This is a genomic window from Geminicoccus harenae (genome assembly GCF_019800005.1).
Lineage (GTDB): Bacteria > Pseudomonadota > Alphaproteobacteria > Geminicoccales > Geminicoccaceae > Geminicoccus > Geminicoccus harenae.
Genome location: NZ_JABGCL010000031.1, coordinates 1 through 19,947, shown reverse-complemented (window position 1 = coordinate 19,947; position 19,947 = coordinate 1). Strand labels below are relative to the sequence as shown.

Genomic DNA, 19,947 nt, shown 5'->3' with positions numbered 1-19,947 from the left:
GATGCTCGATCCCTTCTACCTGATCGTCGACCACCCGCGCTGGCTGGAGCGGCTCCTGCCGGTGGGCGTGCGCTTGGTCCAACTGCGCATGAAGGGCCTGCCGCCAGCGGAGCTGAAGACCCTGGTCCGCCAGGGCCGCGACCTCGCCAGGGCCCATGGCGCGCAGCTGATCGTGAACGACTACTGGCGGCTGGCGCTGGAGGAGGGGTGCGACTTCGTCCATCTGGGCCAGGAGGACCTCCAGGAGGCGGACCTGGCGGCGATCCGCAAGGGCGGGTTGAAGCTGGGTGTCAGCACCCATGATGATGCCGAGCTGGACCGGGCGCTGGCGACCGAGCCCGACTATGTGGCGCTGGGCCCGATCTTCCCGACGGTCCTGAAGCAGATGCGCTGGGCGCCGCAGGGGCTGGAACGGATCGGCATCTGGAAGCAGCGGATCGGCCGGGTTCCGCTGGTCGCGATCGGCGGGCTCACCCCGGAACGTGGCACCGCGGCACTGGCGGCCGGGGCGGACAGCGTGGCGGTGGTCACCGACGTGCTGCTCAACGCTGATCCCGAGGCCCGCTGCCGGGAATGGCTGGACGTGACGAGGCAACCGACATGAGCGATCGTTACGCCCGGCAGATGGTATTGCCGGAGGTCGGCCCGGACGGGCAGGCGCGGCTGGGAGTGGCCAGCGTGCTGGTGCTGGGTGCCGGCGGGCTAGGCTCGCCCGTGCTGCTGGCGCTGGCCGGTGCGGGGATCGGCCGACTCGTCGTAGTCGACCATGACCATGTCGAGACCTCCAACCTCCATCGCCAGCCGCTCTTCCGGATGGACGATGTCGGCCGGCCCAAGGCGGTGGCCGCCCAAGACGCCATTCTGGCCTATAATCCAGAGATCTGCGTCGAACCGCTCGTGCGGAAGCTCACGCCGCGCCTGGCGCCGGAGCTGGTCGGCCAGGTGGATATCGTGGTCGATGCCGCGGACAGCCTGGCGGTCACCTATATCCTGAGCGATGCCTGCCAAACGGCTGGCAAGCCACTAGTTTCCGCGGCCGTGCTTGGCCTGGGCGGCTATGTCGGCACGTTCTGCGGGACGGCCCCCAGCTATCGTGCGGTATTTCCCGACATGCCGACCACCGTCGGCTCCTGTGCCGCCAACGGCGTGCTGGGTTCGGTGGTCGCGACCATGGGAGCGCTCCAGGCGCACATGGTCCTGCAGCTGGTCCTGGGCCTGGAACCGTCGCCGTCCGGCCGGCTGGTCTCGGTCGACCTGCGCCGCCTCGGCTTCGGCGGCTTCTCCTTCCTCGGCACGCCCGAGCCCGACGGGCCGACCATCCCGTTCGTGGAGGCCGACACGATCCAGAGCGACGACTGCGTGGTCGAGCTGCGCGACGCTGAGGAGGCACCGGAGCCCGTCCACGCGGGTGCCCGGCGCATCCTGCCGGCCGAGATCGCCACCGCCGAGCTGCCGCGCGACCGCCGGGTGGTGCTGGCCTGCGCTGCCGGAATCCGCGCGCACCGGGCGGCCCGGATTCTGGCCGAACGCGGCTGGCGTGACCTGGCGGTGGTGGCGGCCGGCTAGCGGGTCCGCTCAAGGAAGCCAGGATCGGCCGGTTGATCCCGGTCGGGTCCTCGACCAGCATGAAATGGCCGACACCTTCGATCAGCTCGGCCACCGAGCCCAGCCCGCAATGATGCGGCACCCGGTCGACCTGGACTTGGCCCATCCATCGCGACCAGCATTTCTGCCGGCGCCATACCGGCCTGACCTGCACGGTGGCGCCGCTGTTCGACGCGGCGGGCGAACTGGCCGGGGCACTGGACGTTTCCTCCTTCCGCCCGGACCCGAGCGGGAAGGTCGTGCCGCTGGTGATGGCGGCGGTGCGCCAGGCCGCCTGGCGGATCGGGCAGGCCTGCTTCTTTGGGCTGCACGCGTGCCACCTGGTCCTGGCCCTGCCGGAGGGGCCGGACGACGTGTCCGTGCCCCTGGTGGCGCTGGACGGCGGCCGCCGGGTGGTGAGTGCCACCCATGGCGCCCGGCAGACGCTGGGTCTCCGGAGCGATCTGCGTATCAGCCCGCTCGGACTGGGTGACGTGCTGTTCCGGTCCGAGCTGTCGGACCTGCCGGGCTTCGCCCGGGCGGAGCGGGCGGTGGTGGCGGGCGCGCTGGCGCAGACCGGCGGCAATGTCACCGCCGCGGCCTGGCTGATCAGCCGGCCTTGCGCCAGCGCCGGCTGGCGAAGCTCGCCACCAGGACCAGGAAGATCAGCACGCCGGTGCCGACCTGCTGCCAGTAGAAGTTCCAGCCGATCAGGAGCAGGCCGTTGGCGACCACGGCCAGCAGCAGCACGCCCAGCACCGTGCCCGGCACGTTCGGCCGGCCGCGCCGGTCCAGCGTGGTGCCGATGAAGGTGGCGCCGATCGCGTTCAGGAGGAAGGCGTTGCCCGAGGAGGGCACATAGGCGTTGACCGTGGCCGACAGCATCAGGCCGGCCACTGCGACGACCAGCGCGCTGAGCAGATAGACCAGCACGAGATCGCGCCGCACCGGCAGGCCCGAGTACCAGGCCACCGCCGGCTGCACGCCGATCGCGGTCACCCGCCGGCCGAATGGTGTCGCGCGCAGCAGGACCGTGAACAGGACGATCAGGATCGTCACTACCCAGAGTGGCGTGGCGATGCCGAGGATGTCGCCATGGGCCAGGAAGGTCGCCGCCTCCGGCACCTTGGCCTTGGACAGGTAGATCGGGATGCCGCCGCCGGTGGTGAGCTGCTGGACGCTGCGGCCGATGAACAGCGTGCCGAGCGTGGCGAGGAAGGGCGTGATGCCTAAGCCCACGATCAGGAAGGCGTTGAACAGGCCGGCACCCAGGCCGCCCAGCAGGCCCGCCAGCAGTGCGATCCCGAAGGGCTGGCCGGCCGCGATCAGGCTGACGAACAGGAGGCTGGCGAAGTCCAGCGCGGTGCCGACCGACAGGTCGATGCCGCCCGACGCCACGGCCAGCGTCATCGCGATCGACACGATCGCCAGCAGGGTGAAGTTGTTGACCAGCACGCTTTCCAGGTTGCTCGGCACCAGGAAGGCTGGGCTGGACCAGGCGAAGAACAGCACCACCAGGAGGAGGGCCAGCGGCAGGCCCATCTGGAAGACGAGGTCCGGCAGGCGGCGGCGCCGGTGCTGTGCCGGGGTGAGGGTTGCCTGGGCCATGGCTCAGCTCTCCTTGCGCCGCAGGACCGAGGTGGCCGCGACCACCAGGAGGATGAGGGCGCCCTGGACGCCGCTCACCCAGTAGCTGGAGATGTTGAGGAGCTGGAAGCCGTTGCCGAGAAAGCCGATGAACAGGGCTGCCAGGAGGGTGCCGCCGACCGTCGGCACCAGGCGGCGCGAGAACACCACGCCTAGGAGGGCGGTCACCACCACGCCCAGCAGCAGCTCGGCCGACCCGGTGCTGCTGCCGCTCAGGTAGGCCACCGAGAGGATTGCGCCCAGGGCGGCGAACAGACCGCTCACCAGATACGTCGCGGCGACATAGCGCGCGACCGGCAGGCCGGCGGCGCGTGCCGCCTCGCGATGCTCGCCCACCGCCTGCAGGCGCAGGCCCATGGGCGTGAACTGGACCAGCAGGATCAGGGCGACGGCCACGACCAGGAGGATCCAGGCGAGGTTGGGCACGCCGAGCGGGCCGATATTGTTGATCGCCATGAGGAACGGGGTGGAGGCGGAAAGTACGGTGTTCTCGGTCAGCACCAGCTCCAGGCCGGCGGCGACGTTCATGACCGCGAGGGTGGCAAGCAGCGGCAGGATGCCGACCGCCACCACGGCAAAGGCGTTGGTGGCCCCCACGGTCAGGCCGGTGAGCAGCGTCGCCAGGATCGCCACCGCGTCGCCCTGGCCTGCCTGGATCAGCGAGGCATAGACGGCAGCACACAGGCCGAGATTGGCCGCAACCGACAGGTCGATCCCGCCGGTCACCACGTTGCCGCCGCCGCCGATGATCACGACCGTCATGCCGAAGGCCAGGATCGCCAGGATGGCCGACTGGGCGATCACGTTGGTGAAGTTGAAGAAGCTCAGGAAGAAGGGGGCTGTCGCCGAGAAGAATACCAGCACGGCGACGAAGGCCAGGAGCGAGCCGGCGCGCAGCGCCAGCGTGCCCAGGCGGCGCAGGTCGGCGCGCTCGCCGCCCGCCTGCTCGACCACCATGCTCATGCCGCCTCCATCGCACCGGTCGACCAGGCGAGCAGGGCATCGGAGCTCGCGTCCTTGGCTGGCAGCTCGCGCACGACCGTACCCCGGTAGAGCACCAGGATCCGGTCGGCGATGCCGGCCAGCTCGTCCAGGTCGCTGGACACGAGCAGCACGGCGGCACCTTGCTCGACCAGCTCGCCGATCAGCCGGTAGATCTCGACCTTGGCAGCGATGTCCACGCCCACAGTCGGCTCATCCAGCAGATACACCTCGGAGCGCCGTGCCAGCCACTTGGCGATCACCACCTTCTGCTGGTTGCCGCCCGACAGGTCGCGCACGGCGGTGTCGGGCCCGGGCGTGCGGATGCGCAGCTCCTCGATCAGCCGACGCGTTTCCCCATCTTCCTCGCTGCGGCGAACGAGGCCGCCGCGGGCGAACCGGGCGAGGCTGGCCAGCGTGGTGTTGTCACGTACGCTGGCATCCAGTGCCACCCCCTGGCCGCGCCGATCCTCCGGCACCAGGGCGATGCCCCGTGCCACCGCGGCCGCAGGGCTGCCGAGCGTGGCAGCCTGGCCGCCGATCTCGACCTGGCCGGCATCGGGCTTGTCCAGGCCGAACAGCAGGCGGACCAGCTCCTTCACGCCCGAGCCCAGCAGCCCGGTCACCCCCAGGATCTCCCCCCGACGCAGGGTGAAGGAGACCTCCTGCAGATGCGGGCGCCTTGCTAGCTTGCGCACGGCCAGCGCCGGGGCGCCGGGCGTCACCTGCCGCTTGGGGAACAGCTCTCCGATGTCGCGCGCCACCATCATCCGGGCGATCTCGCGCGCCGGCGTGGCTGCAGGGCTGACCGTGCCGACATGGCGGCCGTTGCGCAGCACGGTGACCCGGTCGCAGAGCCGCTCGATCTCCTGGAGATAGTGGGAGATGTAGACGATCGTGATCCCCTGGCCGCGCAGCCGCTCAATGATGGCGAACAGTCGGTCCACCTCGCGCTTGACCAGGGCGGCGGTGGGCTCGTCGAACACCAGGATGCGCGGCTTTTGCGCCAGCGCCCGCACGATCTGGACGAGCTGCTGCTGGGCGGTGGTCAGTTCGGAGATGAGCGCGCCCTTCGGCAGCTCGACGCCGAACTGCTCGGCGATCAGCGCCCGCGCCTCCCGCTCCATGCGCCGCCTGGCGAGCAGGCCGGCAGCCGTGCGCTCCCGGCCGAGAAACACCGCCTCGCCCACGGTGAAGCTCGGCACCAGCAGGCGGTCCTGGTGAATGAACTGGATGCCCAGCCGGTCGACCTTGTGCGGGGTGAGGTCGGAAACCGGCTGGCCGTCGATCGCGATCCGGCCTTCGTCCGGCCGATAGATCCCTGCCAGGACCTTGATCAGGGTCGACTTGCCGGCACCGTTCTGGCCGACCAGCCCGTGAATCTCGCCGGATCTCGCCTCGAACTCGGCACCGTCCAGGGCGCGCACCCCGCCGAAGTCCTTGATCAGGCCGTGCATGGCAAGGGCCGGCGGCGAGGCGGATTGGTCGGTCGAGGGCATCTGGGTCCGCATGAAGAAGACGATGTCCGAAAATCAGCGCCGGGGTCCGGGTTGCGTGCGGGGCGGTCACCTCACGGCATTCGGCCGAGGAGGAGACACCCGGCCGCAGGCTCGCCACCGGTCAGCCGGGGCAGGGCGGGTGGCCCGGTTGCCCAAGCTCCGTTGCGGCCGGGCAGCGGGCCGAGACCTGCCGGCCCGGCTCCCGGCCAAGCCGATCAGCCCTGGCCCAGCTGCTTCTGCGCCTCCGCGGCGTTCGCCTTGGTGACCAGGATCGAGGGCAGGAAGGTGAAGCTCGGCACGGGCTGGCCGGCCAGATGGCGCGCGATGTTCTGGATCGAGGCCTTGCCGATCGCGGCCGGCTGCTGGGCCGCCACCGCCGCTGCCGGCGAATCCGGGTCCTTCACCAGCTCGACCACCTCGGGGCTGCCGTCCACGCCATAGGTGCGGACCTCGTTGCGGCCGGCGGCGGCGATCGCCTGGGTGGCGCCCAGCTGCGGCACGTCCCAGGCCGACCACACCGCGTTGACCGAGCCCTTCTCCGGGTACTTGTTCAGGACCGCGGTGATCTGGGTATAGGCGTCCTGCACCGTGTTGGGGATCACGTCGCGCAGCTCGGGCTCCAGGATCTTCACGTCCGGGAAGTATTTCAGCACCGCCTTGAGCTGATCATAGCGGATGGCGCAGACCGGCACCCCGTAGAAGCCGTTGAACACCACGACATTGCCCTTGCCGCCCAGGTCGGAGACGAGCTGCAGGGCCAGCGACGAGCCGATCATGAAATTGTCGGACGTGGTGTTGTTGATCGAGTGCGGGGTCGGCACGTCGACCGTGAACAGCGGGATGCCGGCCTCCTTGATCCGGATCAGCCAGGGCTCGATCACGCTGAGCGTGCCCAGCGTCTGCACCACCGCGTCCGGCTTCTGCCCGATCACGGTCTGGAGCTGCGCCACCAGCTTCTGGTCGTTGCGCCCGGCATCCAGCCCGACCGCCGTGCCGCCCAGCCGCTCGACCTCGGCGATCTGCGCCTTGTAGGCCTCCAGGTCCCAGTGATGGTCGGTGCCGACGATGCTGATCGCGATCGTCTTGCCTTCCAGCGAGGGCACGTCATCGCCCTCGGCAGCCGCGGCCGGCCGCACCAGGCCCCTGCCGCCGCCAAGGCCGAGAAGCCCGGCCGCTGCCAGCGCGCCGCCGCCCAGCAGCCCACGCCGCCCCAGTTCCAGCAGCTTGAAACGATCCATCGGCCTGTTCCTCCCGCCCCGAGCTCTTCTGCGCCGCCCGTCTCTGCCGATGGATGGGCCGGCCGGCAAGCAAGATAAACCTATGGTTGGCTTAACGAGGAGCCGGGCCGGAATCCGGAGCCGACCAGGGGCAGAACGGCAGCGGCAGGGCGAATCGACCGAGAGGAGCGCGGCAAGACACCGAAGGAACGGCCGCGGCGCGGTACGGGTGCAGCGCTATTCGGTGCTGCTACCCCAGTGCAGGTCGCCCAGGCTGCTCTGCAACTCGCTGCCCAAGGTCGAGAGCGTACCGATCACGGCGATCGCCAGCAGGATGGCGACCAGGCCGTATTCGAGCGTGGTGCTGCCACGCCGGCAGCGGAACAGGCGGAACAGATGGGCCATCGACAACCTTCCCGGAAGAAGCGGGGGACTTGCCCGCTCATCCTGGACCTGTCCGGGTTAAGGCATCGTTAGCGCCGCGCAGAATTGGGTGGCGCCCACTGTCCGCCAGGGCCGGCCTAGCCGACCGCCTGCTCCTCCAGCCGGCGGATCAGCCCGTCCAGCCCCTCGCGCTCGATCACCGCGGCGAACTCGTTGCGCCAGGTGACCACCATGCTGACGCCCGCCACCGAGGCGTCGATGATCCGCCAGCGGCCGTCCTTCTCGCGCAGCCGCCAGACCACGTCGATCGGCTCGCCGCCCTTGGGCGTGACCCGGCTGTTCACCAGGACGTCCTCGCCCGCCTCCGTCTGGCCGCCGACCTCCAGCCGCTCGCCGGCATAAGAGTCGAACCGGCGGCTGTAGGTGGCGATCAGGTGCTCCTGGAACACCTTCGTGAACCGGTTCCGCTCCTCCGGACTGGCAGTGCGCCAGGCCCGGCCCAGCACCAGGGCAGCGATCCTCGGCATGTCGACGTCGCCCTGCATCAGCTCCGCGAAGCGCTGCCGGCGGGCGGCCGGATCGTTCTGGGTGGCGGCAAGGGCTGCCACGGCCTGCTCGCCGAACCGGTCGATGACGGCTTCGGGCGCCTGATCAGGTGCCGCCGCGAGCGGCAGGGTTGCACCCGTCAGCAGCGAGCCGGCGACCAGGAGGGCGGCGAGAAGGGAACGACGGGACGACATGCGGCTACTCCAGCGAGGCCGTACAGGATCTTCACAGGATCTGGCGACCTTCATGACCGCTCCTGGTTAAGAAGGTCCTGCGGGATCCGGAGTGATTTTCGTCACAGCATATCCGGCTGCGCACCTGCCGCTAGCGATGGGCCAGCACCTGGGGGTGGAGCTGGAACAGCCAGGTCTCGGTGATCGGCTGGCCTTCCAGGCTCATGAAGCAGCGCAGCTCCACCGGGTCCTCGCCATCGAACTTCAGGTCGAACTCGGAGCGCCAGCGATCGGTGTACCAGATCGGCTCGGCGCGCTGGAGGCTGAGCTCGCCGCGTGACGCGGAGGCTTCCACCGTCGGGCGCACGCCCCAGGGGATCGACTTCAGGATCTCACCGTCCCACTCGACCACCATCTTCACCACGTCGGCCGGCCGTTCCTTGCCGGGCTCACCGCCGCGGCCGATCCGCGTCGCGAACGCGCGGGCGAGGTTCGCCACCGGGAAGAACGGCTCGTCCTTCAGCCAGTGCATCCGGTAGCGGTAGGTGAGGGCGTGGCCGGCCTTGGCCGGCTGCTCGGACAGCCAGAACGCCACCAGATTGTCGTAGATCTCGTCGTCGGTCGGGATCTCGACCAGCTGCACCGCACCCTTGCCCCAGGCCCCGATCGGCTCGATCCAGCAACTCGGCCGGCGGTCATAGGAGACGCCATCCAGGTAGTGGTCGTAGTTGCGGTCGCGCTGGGACAGGCCGAAGCCGCGCGGGTTCTCGTCGCTGAAGCTGGAGATCACGATCCGCGGCGGGTTGATCGCGGGGCGCCACAGCCGCTCGCCGGCACCGTTCCACAAGGCCAGCCCGTCGGAATCATGGACCTCCGGGCGCCAGTCATGGCTGTGGGTCGAGGGATACTCGCCGTACCAGTACATCGACGTGAGGGGGGCGATCCCCAGCCGCTCGATGTCGGCGCGCAGGAACAGGTGCTTTTCCACCTCGACGATCACGCCCACGCCGCGATGCATGCGGAACCGGTAGGCGCCGGTGATGCTGGGGCTGTCCAGCAGGGCAGAGAACACGAAGGGCTCACCCTCACTCCGCGTCGGCTCCAGATAGAACTCGGTGAAGTCCGGAAACTCCTCGGGCCCATCGCCGCCCGAGTTCAGTGCGATGCCGCGCGCCGACATGCCGACCTGGCCGAGCTCGCCCACGGTGCGGAAGTAGGAGGCGCCGACGAAGGTCGCCCAGGGCTCGCGCGCCGACCAGTCGCCGGCGCGGTTGCTTTCGCGCACCCAGAAACCGGCGAATGCCGAGGCATCGGTCGGGATCTGATGGGCGACATGGTCGTCCGGCATGGTGAAGTAGGCCGGATCGTAGAGGATCTCGCGCGCCTGGCCGTCGCTGCCGACCGCACTCATCCGCACGCTCTTCTGGAAGTAGCGGCCGAGATGGACGAAGGTGACGGGATAGACGCCCTCGCCATGGGCCCAGAGTGCGTGCTCGGGCTTGTAGCGCAGCTTGCCATGAGCGTCGTAGTCGATCTGCTCCGTGATCTCCGGCACCGGCCGGGGCGGCGGCACATGGTCTTCCGTGGCCATCTGCCGGGCGCGCTCGATCAGGCCCTCGAAGGAGAAGGGCCGGCCCTCGCCGAAGCGCAGGCCGGTTTCCTCCGCCGCCTTCAGGCCGGCAGGCGTGGCGAGCAATGCTGCGAGCGTGGCGAACGAGGCGAGGGCGTCGCGGCGCGTGAACGGGGGCATGGGCTGCTTCATGTCGTCGGCGATCGCCGCAGGAGATGGTCGGCGGTGCTGCGGGCGTCAAGTCGCGTCCCAGGCGGCCCGGCCCGGGGGCCAGCGGTCGATGGGCCGAGTTCCGGGATGCCCGTCTGGAACGAGCCGGGCCGAAGAACTGGCGGTCCGCAGAGCAAGAGCCGGACGTCGTGGCCCGAATGATGGTCGTCGTTTCACTGCAACCGTGACATGCTCCGGATGGCGGCAATACCGCCGAGTACTGCATCGTCCGGTCATGACCGGCATCGATCTGCCGGGCAGCATCGGGAGCGGCGGGTCGCGGCAGGGGCGTATCTCCGTCCGCGCTTTCTTGATTGATCGACCAAACATGCCGCGGCAGAGTTCGCGGTAACATGGAGGGAGCGCCTTGCCGAAGCTGGGCATGGAGCCGGTCCGCAAGCGTCAGTTGATCGACGCGGCGATCGAGACGCTGTGCCGCTATGGCTGGCACGAGACCACGGTGGTCCGGATCGGCCAGCAGGCCGGGCTGTCGCCTGGAATCATCCACCATTATTTCGCGGGCAAGGACGACCTGCTGGCAGCGGCGATGCGCCGGATCCTGGTGGAATTCCGCCAGGAAGTGACCTCGCGCCTGGCGGCTGCGGGCGACCCGCGCGGCCGGCTGCGGGCGGTGATCGAGGGCTGCTTCGCGCCCTCGCAGTTCCGCCCGGAGATCTGCGCCGCCTGGCTGGCCTTCTGGGCGCAGGCGCCGTTCGCGCCGCCGCTGGACCGGCTGCGCCGGGTCTACATCAACCGGCTGCGCTCGACGGTGCTGGCGGATCTGCGCCGGCTCCTGCCCGAGGAACAGGCCCTGCTCGCCGTCCTGTCGCTGGCCAGCCTGATCGACGGCCTGTTCCTGCGCGCGGCCTCGGGGGACACGCGGGTGACGCCCGAAATCGCGCTGCAGCTCGCCTTCGGCCATCTCGACCAGTTCCTCGCCGGCCGCGGGGAGGCAGCCTGATGGCGGATGCGGGCTTCGACCATGTGATCGTGGGCGGCGGCTCGGCCGGCTGCGTGCTGGCAGCGCGCCTGTCCGAGGATCCGGAGCGGCAGGTCCTGCTGCTGGAGGCGGGGCCGGTCGGGCGGAGCTGGAAGATCAGCATGCCGGCGGCGCTGACCTACAACCTGATGGATCAGCGCTACAACTGGTACTACCGCACCGAGCCCCAGCCGCACATGGACGGCCGGGAACTGTACTGGCCGCGCGGGCGGGTGCTGGGCGGCAGCTCGGCGCTCAACGCCATGGTCTATATTCGCGGCCACGCGAAGGACTATGACCGCTGGGCGGAACAGGAGGGATGCACGGGCTGGGCCTATGCCGACGTGCTGCCCTATTTCCGCAAGGCCGAGAGCTTCTCGCTGGGTCCGGATGAGTATCGGGGTGGCGACGGCCCGCTCTCGGTCTGGCGCGGCAACTCGACCAACCCGCTGTTCGACGCCTGGCTGGAGGCCGGCCAGCAGGCCGGCTACCCGTTCACCGCCGACATGAACGGCTTCCAGCAGGAGGGGGTCGGGCGGATGGACATGACCATCCGCAACGGCCGGCGCTGCAGCACGCGTCTGGCCTATCTGGAGCCGGCGCGCGGCCGGCCGAACCTGACGGTGGTCACCGGTGCCTTCGCTACCCGTATCCTGGTCGAGCGGGGCCGGGCCACGGGCGTGCAGTATGTCGAGAACGGGCGGACCAAGATGGTATCCGCCCGGCAGGAGGTGATCGTCTCGGGCGGTGCGATCAACGCGCCGCAGCTCCTGATGCTCTCGGGCATCGGCCCCGCCGATGAGCTGGCGGCCCATGGCATCGAGGTGGTCCACGACCTGCCGGGTGTGGGCAAGAACCTGCAGGACCATCTGGAACTCTACGTGCAGCAGGCCTGCACCCAGCCGGTCACGCTCATGGACACGATGAAGCCGCACAACATGGTGCTGGTCGGGCTGCGCTGGTTCCTGCGCCATGACGGTGCCGCCGCATCCTCCCACCTGGAGGCCGGCGGCTTCATCCGCAGCGGCCCCGGCATCGAGCATCCCGACATCCAGTTCCACTTCCTGCCGGCATTGGTCAGCGACCATGGCAGGGCGCCCGGCGACCGGCACGCCTTCCAGGTCCATGTCGGGCCGATGCGGCCGGCCAGCCGCGGCGAGATCACGCTTCGCTCGGCCGATCCGCGCGTCCATCCGCGCATCCAGCCGAACTACCTGGCCGAGGAGCGCGACCGGATCGAGATGCGCCGTTCGATCGAGCTGAGCCGCGAGATCTTCGCGCAGCCGGCCTTCGACGCGTATCGCGGCCCGGAGATCATGCCCGGCGCTCATGTACGAAGTGCTGCGGAGCTGGACGGCTTCGTCCGGCAGAAGGCCGATTCCGCCTACCATCCCTGCGGCACGTGCCGGATGGGCGATCCGGCCGATCCGATGACCGTGGTCGATCCACAGTGTCGCGTGGTGGGTCTGGCCGGCTTGCGGGTGGTGGATGCCTCGATCATGCCCTCGGAACCCTCGGGCAACCTGAACGCGCCCACCATCATGATCGCGGAGAAAGCCGCCGACATGCTGCGCGGCCGAGAGCAGCTGCCGCGCTCCAACGCCCCCGTCCATTCAGCACCGGACTGGCAGACCAGGCAGCGCTAGCCAGTAAGATCAGGAGGGAAACGCCGATGCCGAGACTTCGCCTTCTTGTTGCCGCAGCCGCCCTGGCCATGCTCGCCGGAGGTGGCGGGCTGCGGGCGGCCGAGCCCGAATCCTGCAAGACCGTGCGCTTTGCCGATGTCGGCTGGACCGACATCACCGCCACGACCTCGCTGGCCTCGGTGGTGCTCGAGGGGCTGGGCTACCAGCCGAGCTCGACGATTCTGTCGGTGCCGGTGACCTACCAGTCGCTCGGCAATGGCGACATCGACGTGTTCCTCGGCAACTGGATGCCGACCATGGAGGCGGACGTCCGGCCCTATCTGGACAAGGGCACGGTGGAGGAGGTGCGCACCAACCTGGAGGGTGCGAAATACACGCTGGCCGTGCCGAAATACCTCCATGACGAGGGGCTGAAGGACTTCGCCGACATCGCGAAGTTCGAGGACCAGCTGGGCGGCCGGATCGTCGGAATCGAGCCGGGCAATGACGGCAACCGGCTGATCCAGACCATGATCGACGCGAACCAGTTCGGGCTGGGCGAGTTCGAGCTGGTGGAAAGCTCCGAGCAGGGCATGCTCGCCGAGGTGAGCCGGGCGGTGCGGCGTAAGGCGCCGATCGTGTTCCTGGGCTGGGAGCCGCATCCGATGAACGTCAATTTCGAGCTGGCGTACTTGAGCGGCGGCGACGAGGTGTTCGGGCCGGACTTCGGCGGCGCCACCGTCCATACCAATGTGCGCCAGGGCTATCTCGCCGAGTGCCCGAACGTGGGCAAGTTCCTGCAGAACCTCAGCTTCACCCTGCCCATGGAGAGCGAGGTCATGGGCAAGATCCTGGACGAGGGGCAGGACGGGCCGGACGCGGCGAAGAGCTACCTCCAGGCACATCCGGACGTGCTGGAGGGCTGGCTCGCGGGCGTCGCCGGCTTCGACGGCCAGGACGGGCTGGCGGCGGCCCGCGGCCATCTCGGGCTCTGAAGGCAGGCGCCGCGTTCGGTCGGCCGCGGCGCGCCACCAGCGGCAGGCGAAGGAGGGGCGCCATGGACTGGCTGACCGCGCACAAGATCCCGCTCGGCTCCTGGATCTCGGGCGGGGTGGACCTGCTCAACGAGCATGCCTGGTGGCTGTTCGACTTCGTCTCGCTGGTGATCGGCGGGGCGATCGGCTGGCTGATCGACCTGATGAAGGCCTGCCCGCCGCTCCTGCTGATCGCCCTGTTCGGCCTGCTCGCCTGGGTGCTGCACCGCTCCTGGCGGCTCACCTTGCTGGTGGTCGCCTCGTTCCTGCTGATCGCCAATCTCGGCTACTGGAACGAGACGGTGGAAACGCTGGCGCTGGTGGTGGCGGCCACGGCCGCCTGCATGCTGGTGGGCGTGCCGCTGGGCATACTGGCGGCGCACCGGCCCTGGGTGATGACCGTGCTGCGCCCGGTGCTCGACCTGATGCAGACCATCCCGACCTTCGTCTACCTGATCCCGACCCTGATCCTGTTCGGCTTAGGCGTCGTGCCGGGCCTGATCTCCACGGTGATCTTCGCCCTGCCGGCCCCGATCCGGCTGACCCAGCTGGGCATCGCCTCGGTGCCGAAGCCACTCCTGGAGGCCGGCGAGGCGTTCGGCGCCACGCGCTGGCAGCGCCTGGTCAAGGTCGAGCTGCCTTATGCCCTGCCGCAGATCATGGCGGGGCTCACCCAGTGCATCATGCTCTCGCTCTCCATGGTGGTGATCGCGGCGCTGGTGGGAGCTGACGGTCTGGGCAAGCCGGTGGTGCGGGCGTTGAACCAGGTGAACGTCGCGCGCGGCTTCGAGGCGGGCTTGGCCATCGTGCTGGTGGCGATCGTGCTGGACCGGCTATGCAAGCAGCCGGGCGGGCGCGGTCCAGGGCGGCCCCGATGAGTGGCATGGCGGGCGGCAGGGCCAGCGCCGTCCTGTTCGACCAGGTCGACATCCTGTTCGGGGCCAGGCCCGAACGCGCCCTGCCTTTGGTGGAGCAAGGCCTCTCGCGCGAGCGGATCCTGGCCGAGACCGGCCAGGTCGTGGGCGTGGCCGGCGCCTCGCTGGCGATCGAGCCCGGCCAGATCTGCGTGCTGATGGGCCTGTCCGGCTCCGGCAAGTCGACGCTCCTGCGAGCGGTGAACCGGCTGAACCGGGTGACCCGCGGCCGGGTGCTGATCCAGGACGAAGGCCGGGCGGTGGACGTCCAGGCCTGCGACGCCGCCACGCTGCGCCGCCTGCGCACCAGGCGGATCGCCATGGTGTTTCAGCAGTTCGCGCTGCTGCCCTGGCGCACCGTCGCCGAGAATGTCGGCTTCGGGCTGGAGCTGCGCGGCATGGTGGCGGCCGAGCGCAAGCGGATCGTCGGGGAGAAGCTGGAGCTGGTGGGTCTGGCCCAGTGGGCCGGCAAGCATGCCGATGAATTGTCGGGCGGCATGCAGCAGCGCGTGGGCCTGGCGCGCGCATTCGCCACCGACGCCGACATCCTGCTGATGGACGAGCCGTTCTCGGCCCTGGATCCCCTGATCCGGATGCGGCTGCAGGACGAGCTCCTGGAGCTGCAGCGCCGGCTGAACAAGACCATCCTGTTCGTCAGCCACGACCTGGACGAGGCGCTGAAGCTGGGCTCGACCATCGCGATCATGGAGGACGCCCGGATCATCCAGGCCGGCCCGCCCGAGGAGATCGTGGCACGGCCCGCCACCGACTATGTCCGCGACTTCGTGGCCAACGTGAATCCGTTGAACGTGCTGACCGCCCGCCACCTGATGCGCGACCGGCGCGACCTGGAGCCCTGCGGGGACGGCTGGCTGTGGCTGGACCGGCGGCGCAGCACCGCCGTGCTGCTGGACGAGGGCGGCTCCCTCCTGCAGGCCCGCAACGGGGAGCAGGGCCTGAGCCTGGCGCCGATGGAGACTGTGGCAGGGCAGGTTGGGCAACTGGCGGTAGCACGCCCTGCGGCGCCGATGCGCCAAGTGATCCAGATCATGAACGCGAGCGGCCTGCCGGTGCCGCTCGTGGACGAGGCCGGCCGGCTGGTTGGTGCGGTCGGCATGCGCGACGTGCTGGGCGCCATCCTGCGGCGTCACGAGCGGGCAGCTTAAATAGTTCGGCGAGTTCAGGCGGTTGTCGGCGCAGCTTGCGCCATTGCTTCATCTCGACTTGCGGCTGATTGCCCGCTTCATGTCGAATGTAACCACAGGTAGAAAAACTCTTTGTAATTAAGCGGATGAGCAACTAATCTGCAGGTAGATCGGCATTCGTGAGCGTTCGGTGTTCCACTCGGCACTGCGCCGGGGACATCGGGAGAGCAGGTCATGGCGTTGCAGGCAGCGGGCGGGGTTCGAGGGGAAGCTGCGGGGGGCCAGGACCCGGCGGTGCCGGGTCTGGAGCTGGATGACGATGGTCGGGCCGGGCCGCGCCGCGGCGAGCGCCGCCGCCGTGCCGACGCCACGCTCGGCACGCCGCTGGGTGCTGCCTTCGTGGGCCTGCTGCTGGCTCAGGGGCACCAGGGCATGTTCGCCTTTCCCCGCGGCGAGGGCGGCGGCGAGGCCGGTGCGCTGGCCGGCCGTGGTGGTGAGCGCGGCCTGGCGCTCCAGCGCGGCGAGGGCCTGACGGGACCGGCCGGTCAGGGACAGGGCCATGCGGCGGCTGCGGCGGTGCCGGTGCTGGATCCGGGGTCTGCCGCCATGGCGGGCGGCGGCGCGCTGCTGGCGGGCGCCGGGGGCGTCCCGACCCTGGCCGGAACGGCCGGCGGTGATCAGGTCCAGCCGCTCGAAGGGCTGACCGCGCTTGCCGGGATCAATACCGAAATCACCCTGAGCCCCCTGCCGTCCACTGAGATCCCGCCGGTCGAGGTCGACGACAGCGACCGGGGCGGTGAGGGGCTGGGCCCGGTCGGTGAGCACCTGCAGGGCGGCAGTGGCAACGACGTGCTCACCGGCACCGACCGCGACGACGTGATCAGGGGCGGCGATGGCAACGACGTCATCGACGGGCGCGACGGCAACGACGACCTGGATGGCGAGGACGGCGACGACGTCGTGCTGGGCGGCAAGGGCAACGACGTCCTCCAGGGCGGGGCCGGCAACGACCTGGTGGACGGCCAGGAGGGCGACGACATTGTCGATGGCGGCACCGGCAGCGATGTCGTCCGTGGCGGCAGCGGCAACGACCTGGTCGGCGGTGGGGCCGGCGACGACGCGGTGGATGGCGGTCCCGGCGCCGACATCGGCAGCGGCGATGGCGGCAACGACCGGATCTATGTGGAAAGCGTGCGCGACCTGGCGATCGAGAACCGTGAAGGCTTCGACCAGGGCGGCATCGACACAGTCGCGATCCGTGACAGCTATGCCGCCAGCCTCAGGGCGGAGCTGCCGAACCTGTCGCCGGATGGGCTCGCCACCTTCGTGCTGGGCGACCAGGTCGGCGTGAGCCTGCCGACAGGCTTCAACCCGTTCGTCCAGCAGGTCCACCCGGCGATTGAGAACATCGACCTGCTGGGCACGGCCGCGCATGACGTGGTCGGCGGCGAGGGCGCCAACCGCATCCAGGGCAATGCCGGCGACAACCAGCTCTGGGGCCGGGGCGGCCATGACTGGATCGATGGCGGCGACGGCCGCGACCTGGTCTGGGGTGGCACCGGCAACGACCAGCTCCATGGCGGCAAGGGCGACGACCGGCTCCATGGCGATGCCGGCGAGGACCGCCTCCATGGCGGCGCCGGCGACGACGTGCTGGACGGCGGGGCCGGTGCGGACCTGCTCTACGGCGGCGAGGGCGCCGACACCTATGTGTTCGGCCTGCCCGAGGCCAAGCCCGACCGGGTGTTAGACTTCTCCGGCAGCAACCAGATCAGCCTGCTCGATGCGGATCCGGACGACGTCCAGGCGATCGTCTCCGGCCCCGACCTCTATGTCCGGGTCGGCGGCAAGGACGTGGCGATCATCGACCAGTATCTGGGCCACGAGGGCAACTGGTCCGGCATCCTGACCAAGGGCGGCCTGAAGGGCATCGCCTCCTTCCTCACCGACGGGACGGTCACCCCCGACCCGACCCTGCCGCAGCCCACCCCGGACGTGGTCGGCACCGCCGGCAACGACATCCTGCGCGCCCCCTCCGATGCCGGGCATCATCTGCGGGGCTTGAGCGGCGACGACCAGCTCTTCGGCGGTGCCGGCAACGACCGGCTGGACGGCGGGGCCGGGACCGACACGCTGCAAGGCGGCGCCGGCGAGGACACCTACCTCCTGCGCCACGGCGACGGCGGCATCGACCGGATCATCGACCACCAGGGCAAGTCGCAGATCCAGATCGAGGGCATCGACTTCAAGGATCTGGACGCCTGGACGGTCGGGCGCGACCTGTGGCTGGCGGTCGACACCACCCCGCTCGGCATGGTGGAGGACTGGCAGTCCAACCATGCCGACTGGACGATCCGGATCGGCGACAAGACCGTCGCAGCCGACGACCTGTTCAGCTGACGGTGCGCCGTCCCCTGCGGGCCGCCGTGGCGGCCGTCTCCGTCAGCAGGGGGCGCAGCTCATCCATCGTGATAATCGGCAGGACGACCAGCACGTAGGGGTGCTGCCGGTAGTGCGCGGTCAGGTGGAACAGGTCCGGCCGGCTCGCCAGCAGCTGCTCGCGCCGGTTCGGATCGACGCGCAGGACCAGCGTCCGGGCGTCCTCCTGCAGCCGCGCCAGCAGCCGGCCGAGCTTGGCAGGGGTCAGCCAGTCAGGCCGCGCAGGGCCGGGTAGAAGGCGGCATAGCGCTCGTGCAGGCGGGCGTAGGCGGCTGCCTGCTCCGGATCGGGCTCGGTGCGCCTTGCCGGGGGCCGGATCATCGCCGCCACGGCCTGCTCGACGTCCGGCTGCAGCCCGGCGGCGACGCTGGCCAGGATGGCACCACCCATGGCAGGCCCTTCCTCGGCCTGCGGCACCACCAGCGGGAGGCCCAGCTGGTCGGCCAGCATCTGCCGCCACGCAGCGCTCCTGGCCCCGCCGCCCACCACCACCAGCTCGCCGAACTCCGCCCCCTCCGCGCGCATCCGTACCAGGCAATCGCGATAGGCGAAGCCGACGCCTTCCAGCAGCGCCCGGACCATGTGGCGCCGGTCGTGCGACAGGGTCAGGCCAATCCAGGCCCCGCGCGCGGTCGCATCCATGTGCGGCGAGCGCTCGCCGGACAGATAGGGCAGGAAGAACAGGCCGTCCGCACCGGGCGGCACCTCGGCGGCCTCGGCCAGCAGCAGGTCGTAGACGTCCTTGCTGTCGGCCGCGGCCCGCGCGCGCTCCTCGAACGCCACCGCATCGCGATACCAGCGCAGCGCCCCGCCGGCGGCGAGGATCACCCCCATCAGGTGCCAGCCGCCCGGTGCCGCCGCGCAGAACCCGTTCAGGGCGCCGTTCGGGTCGCGCATCGCCTGGCCGCCATGGACGAAGATCGTGCCTGACGTGCCGACCGAGAGCACGCCCTGTCCCGGGCGCACCACGCCGGCACCCAGGGCCGCCCCGGCATTGTCGCCGGCCCCGGCGGCCACCGGCAGTCCCGCCGGCAGGCCGGTCAGGGCGGCCGCCTCTTCCGTCAGCCGACCCGCCAGCTCGGGGCTCTCGGCCACCTCCGGCAGCCAGTCGCGCGGGATCTCCAGGGCGGCCAGCAGCTCTTCCGACCAGTTCCGGGCGTTCAGGTCGAACAGCAGCGTGCCCGACGCGTCCGCCGGGTCCGTCCCGTAGCTGCCGGTCAGGCGCAGGCGCACGAAATCCTTGGGCAGGAGCACCTTGGCCAGCCGCCGGTAGGCGTCGGGCTCGTGCTCGCGCAGCCAGAGGATCTTGGGCGCCTGCATCCCCGCCGAGGCCGCATTGCCGGTGATCTCGATCAGCCGCTGCCGGCCGACCCGCTGCTCGATCTCGACGGCCTGGGCGCCGGTGCGCCCGTCGTTCCACAAGAGCGCCGGGCGGATCACCTGGTCCCGCTCGTCCAGGAACACCGAGCCGTGCATCTGCCCGGCCAGACCCAGGCCCGCGATCTCCACGCCGTCCTGCCCGGCCAGCTCCCGCAGGACCTGGACCGTAGCTTGCCACCACTCCTCCGGCTCCTGCTCGGTCCAGCCGGGTGCCGGCGTGAGCAGGGGATATTCCCGCACCGCACTGGCGAGCACGGTGCCGTCCGGACCCACCAGCAGGCCCTTGACCGCCGAGGTGCCGACATCGATTCCGATCGTGGCGCGCTGCATTCCGGTTCCTCCCCACCCTTGCCGCCCGAATCCCTGGCGCGCCCGCTGCCGCGGCGCAACCGGAAGATCACGCGCCGGCCCGCCGAGCACCGCCTCCGCCCGACTGAAGGTCGCGGACCCGGCCATTTCTGCCCGGCAGGATTTGCCGGTGGTTGGCAGGATCTGCCGAGCGGGTGGCGGGACTGCGGACGGTTGGGCCGTGCTTGCCGCGGCTTTCTTGCATTGGCACGGCCTGTGCATGGTGGAAGCGCACCGGGTCTTGAGTGTCCCGGCGGCCGGCAGATAGCCGG

At 70.2% G+C, this 19,947-nt stretch carries 16 protein-coding genes; 8 read left to right on the top strand and 8 right to left on the bottom strand.

Features of this window, described 5'->3' with window-relative positions:
• The first annotated feature begins 1 nt into the window (after window position 1).
• Complete coding sequence (locus tag HLA95_RS22035; protein WP_191060139.1) at window positions 2-604, top strand: thiamine phosphate synthase; 603 nt, start codon at window positions 2-4, stop codon at window positions 602-604.
• Window positions 601-1,566: a HesA/MoeB/ThiF family protein gene (locus HLA95_RS22030; RefSeq protein ID WP_222184536.1), complete on the top strand. Its 966-nt coding sequence runs from the start codon at window positions 601-603 to the stop codon at window positions 1,564-1,566. The genes HLA95_RS22035 and HLA95_RS22030 overlap by 4 nt, the downstream gene beginning before the upstream one ends.
• A 627-nt stretch (window positions 1,567-2,193) precedes the next feature.
• On the opposite strand, the gene HLA95_RS22025 is transcribed toward HLA95_RS22030, so the two are convergent.
• The 7 genes from HLA95_RS22025 to HLA95_RS21995 form a co-directional block, all read right to left on the bottom strand.
• Window positions 2,194-3,192: an ABC transporter permease gene (locus HLA95_RS22025; protein WP_191060618.1), complete on the bottom strand. Its 999-nt coding sequence runs from the start codon at window positions 3,190-3,192 to the stop codon at window positions 2,194-2,196.
• Window positions 3,193-3,195: 3 nt separating this feature from the next.
• Window positions 3,196-4,188 carry an ABC transporter permease gene (locus HLA95_RS22020; protein WP_322100160.1) on the bottom strand — a complete coding sequence of 331 codons (993 nt, stop codon included), beginning with the start codon at window positions 4,186-4,188 and terminating at the stop codon, window positions 3,196-3,198.
• A gap of 2 nt (window positions 4,189-4,190) precedes the next feature.
• The gene (locus HLA95_RS22015) at window positions 4,191-5,723 is read right to left on the bottom strand and encodes a sugar ABC transporter ATP-binding protein (protein ID WP_191060616.1); all 1,533 of its coding nucleotides are present in this window, start codon (window positions 5,721-5,723) and stop codon (window positions 4,191-4,193) included.
• 203 nt (window positions 5,724-5,926) lie between these two features.
• Entirely contained in the window at window positions 5,927-6,949 is a 1,023-nt protein-coding gene (locus tag HLA95_RS22010) for a sugar ABC transporter substrate-binding protein (RefSeq protein WP_222184534.1), read from the bottom strand.
• A gap of 216 nt (window positions 6,950-7,165) precedes the next feature.
• Window positions 7,166-7,333 carry a Flp family type IVb pilin gene (locus HLA95_RS22005; RefSeq protein WP_191061408.1) on the bottom strand — a complete coding sequence of 56 codons (168 nt, stop codon included), beginning with the start codon at window positions 7,331-7,333 and terminating at the stop codon, window positions 7,166-7,168.
• Window positions 7,334-7,449: 116 nt separating this feature from the next.
• Complete coding sequence (locus HLA95_RS22000; protein WP_191061409.1) at window positions 7,450-8,052, bottom strand: MlaC/ttg2D family ABC transporter substrate-binding protein; 603 nt, start codon at window positions 8,050-8,052, stop codon at window positions 7,450-7,452.
• Between the two features lie 130 nt (window positions 8,053-8,182).
• On the bottom strand, window positions 8,183-9,781 hold the full coding sequence (locus HLA95_RS21995) for an OpgD/OpgG family glucan biosynthesis protein (protein ID WP_191061410.1): 1,599 nt from the start codon (window positions 9,779-9,781) through the stop codon (window positions 8,183-8,185).
• Window positions 9,782-10,178: 397 nt separating this feature from the next.
• On the opposite strand from HLA95_RS21995, the gene betI reads away from it, so the two are divergent.
• The 6 genes from betI (at window position 10,179) to HLA95_RS21965 (ending at window position 17,908) form a co-directional block, all read left to right on the top strand.
• Window positions 10,179-10,772 (top strand): choline-binding transcriptional repressor BetI, encoded by a 594-nt coding sequence (betI, locus tag HLA95_RS21990; protein ID WP_222184532.1) that lies wholly within the window; start codon window positions 10,179-10,181, stop codon window positions 10,770-10,772.
• Window positions 10,772-12,436 (top strand): choline dehydrogenase, encoded by a 1,665-nt coding sequence (gene betA, locus HLA95_RS21985; protein ID WP_191060601.1) that lies wholly within the window; start codon window positions 10,772-10,774, stop codon window positions 12,434-12,436. The genes betI and betA overlap by 1 nt, the downstream gene beginning before the upstream one ends.
• Window positions 12,437-12,462: 26 nt before the next feature.
• Window positions 12,463-13,410: a choline ABC transporter substrate-binding protein gene (locus tag HLA95_RS21980; protein ID WP_191060602.1), complete on the top strand. Its 948-nt coding sequence runs from the start codon at window positions 12,463-12,465 to the stop codon at window positions 13,408-13,410.
• A gap of 62 nt (window positions 13,411-13,472) precedes the next feature.
• A complete protein-coding gene (gene choW, locus HLA95_RS21975) occupies window positions 13,473-14,327 on the top strand; it encodes a choline ABC transporter permease subunit (protein ID WP_191060603.1) in 855 nt (284 codons plus the stop codon).
• On the top strand, window positions 14,324-15,529 hold the full coding sequence (gene choV, locus HLA95_RS21970) for a choline ABC transporter ATP-binding protein (RefSeq protein ID WP_223861598.1): 1,206 nt from the start codon (window positions 14,324-14,326) through the stop codon (window positions 15,527-15,529). Before choW ends, choV begins: the two co-directional genes overlap by 4 nt.
• Window positions 15,530-15,742: 213 nt before the next feature.
• Entirely contained in the window at window positions 15,743-17,908 is a 2,166-nt protein-coding gene (locus tag HLA95_RS21965; RefSeq protein WP_222184530.1) for a calcium-binding protein, read from the top strand.
• Window positions 17,909-18,151: 243 nt separating this feature from the next.
• On the opposite strand, the gene xylB is transcribed toward HLA95_RS21965, so the two are convergent.
• Window positions 18,152-19,657 (bottom strand): xylulokinase, encoded by a 1,506-nt coding sequence (gene xylB / locus HLA95_RS21960; RefSeq protein ID WP_222184528.1) that lies wholly within the window; start codon window positions 19,655-19,657, stop codon window positions 18,152-18,154.
• Window positions 19,658-19,947 lie beyond the last annotated feature (290 nt).

Coding starts and splice junctions, on each gene's coding strand:
- HLA95_RS22000 (WP_191061409.1), bottom strand. CDS start 8,052: ATGTCGTCCCGTCGTTCCCTTCTCGCCGCCCTCCTGGTCGCCGGCTCG.
- HLA95_RS22025 (WP_191060618.1), bottom strand. CDS start 3,192: ATGGCCCAGGCAACCCTCACCCCGGCACAGCACCGGCGCCGCCGCCTG.
- HLA95_RS21965 (WP_222184530.1), top strand. CDS start 15,743: ATGGCGTTGCAGGCAGCGGGCGGGGTTCGAGGGGAAGCTGCGGGGGGC.
- HLA95_RS21995 (WP_191061410.1), bottom strand. CDS start 9,781: ATGCCCCCGTTCACGCGCCGCGACGCCCTCGCCTCGTTCGCCACGCTC.
- choV (WP_223861598.1), top strand. CDS start 14,324: ATGAGTGGCATGGCGGGCGGCAGGGCCAGCGCCGTCCTGTTCGACCAG.
- HLA95_RS22020 (WP_322100160.1), bottom strand. CDS start 4,188: ATGGTGGTCGAGCAGGCGGGCGGCGAGCGCGCCGACCTGCGCCGCCTG.
- HLA95_RS22030 (WP_222184536.1), top strand. CDS start 601: ATGAGCGATCGTTACGCCCGGCAGATGGTATTGCCGGAGGTCGGCCCG.
- HLA95_RS22015 (WP_191060616.1), bottom strand. CDS start 5,723: ATGCGGACCCAGATGCCCTCGACCGACCAATCCGCCTCGCCGCCGGCC.
- HLA95_RS22010 (WP_222184534.1), bottom strand. CDS start 6,949: ATGGATCGTTTCAAGCTGCTGGAACTGGGGCGGCGTGGGCTGCTGGGC.
- choW (WP_191060603.1), top strand. CDS start 13,473: ATGGACTGGCTGACCGCGCACAAGATCCCGCTCGGCTCCTGGATCTCG.
- HLA95_RS21980 (WP_191060602.1), top strand. CDS start 12,463: ATGCCGAGACTTCGCCTTCTTGTTGCCGCAGCCGCCCTGGCCATGCTC.
- xylB (WP_222184528.1), bottom strand. CDS start 19,657: ATGCAGCGCGCCACGATCGGAATCGATGTCGGCACCTCGGCGGTCAAG.
- HLA95_RS22035 (WP_191060139.1), top strand. CDS start 2: ATGCTCGATCCCTTCTACCTGATCGTCGACCACCCGCGCTGGCTGGAG.
- HLA95_RS22005 (WP_191061408.1), bottom strand. CDS start 7,333: ATGGCCCATCTGTTCCGCCTGTTCCGCTGCCGGCGTGGCAGCACCACG.
- betA (WP_191060601.1), top strand. CDS start 10,772: ATGGCGGATGCGGGCTTCGACCATGTGATCGTGGGCGGCGGCTCGGCC.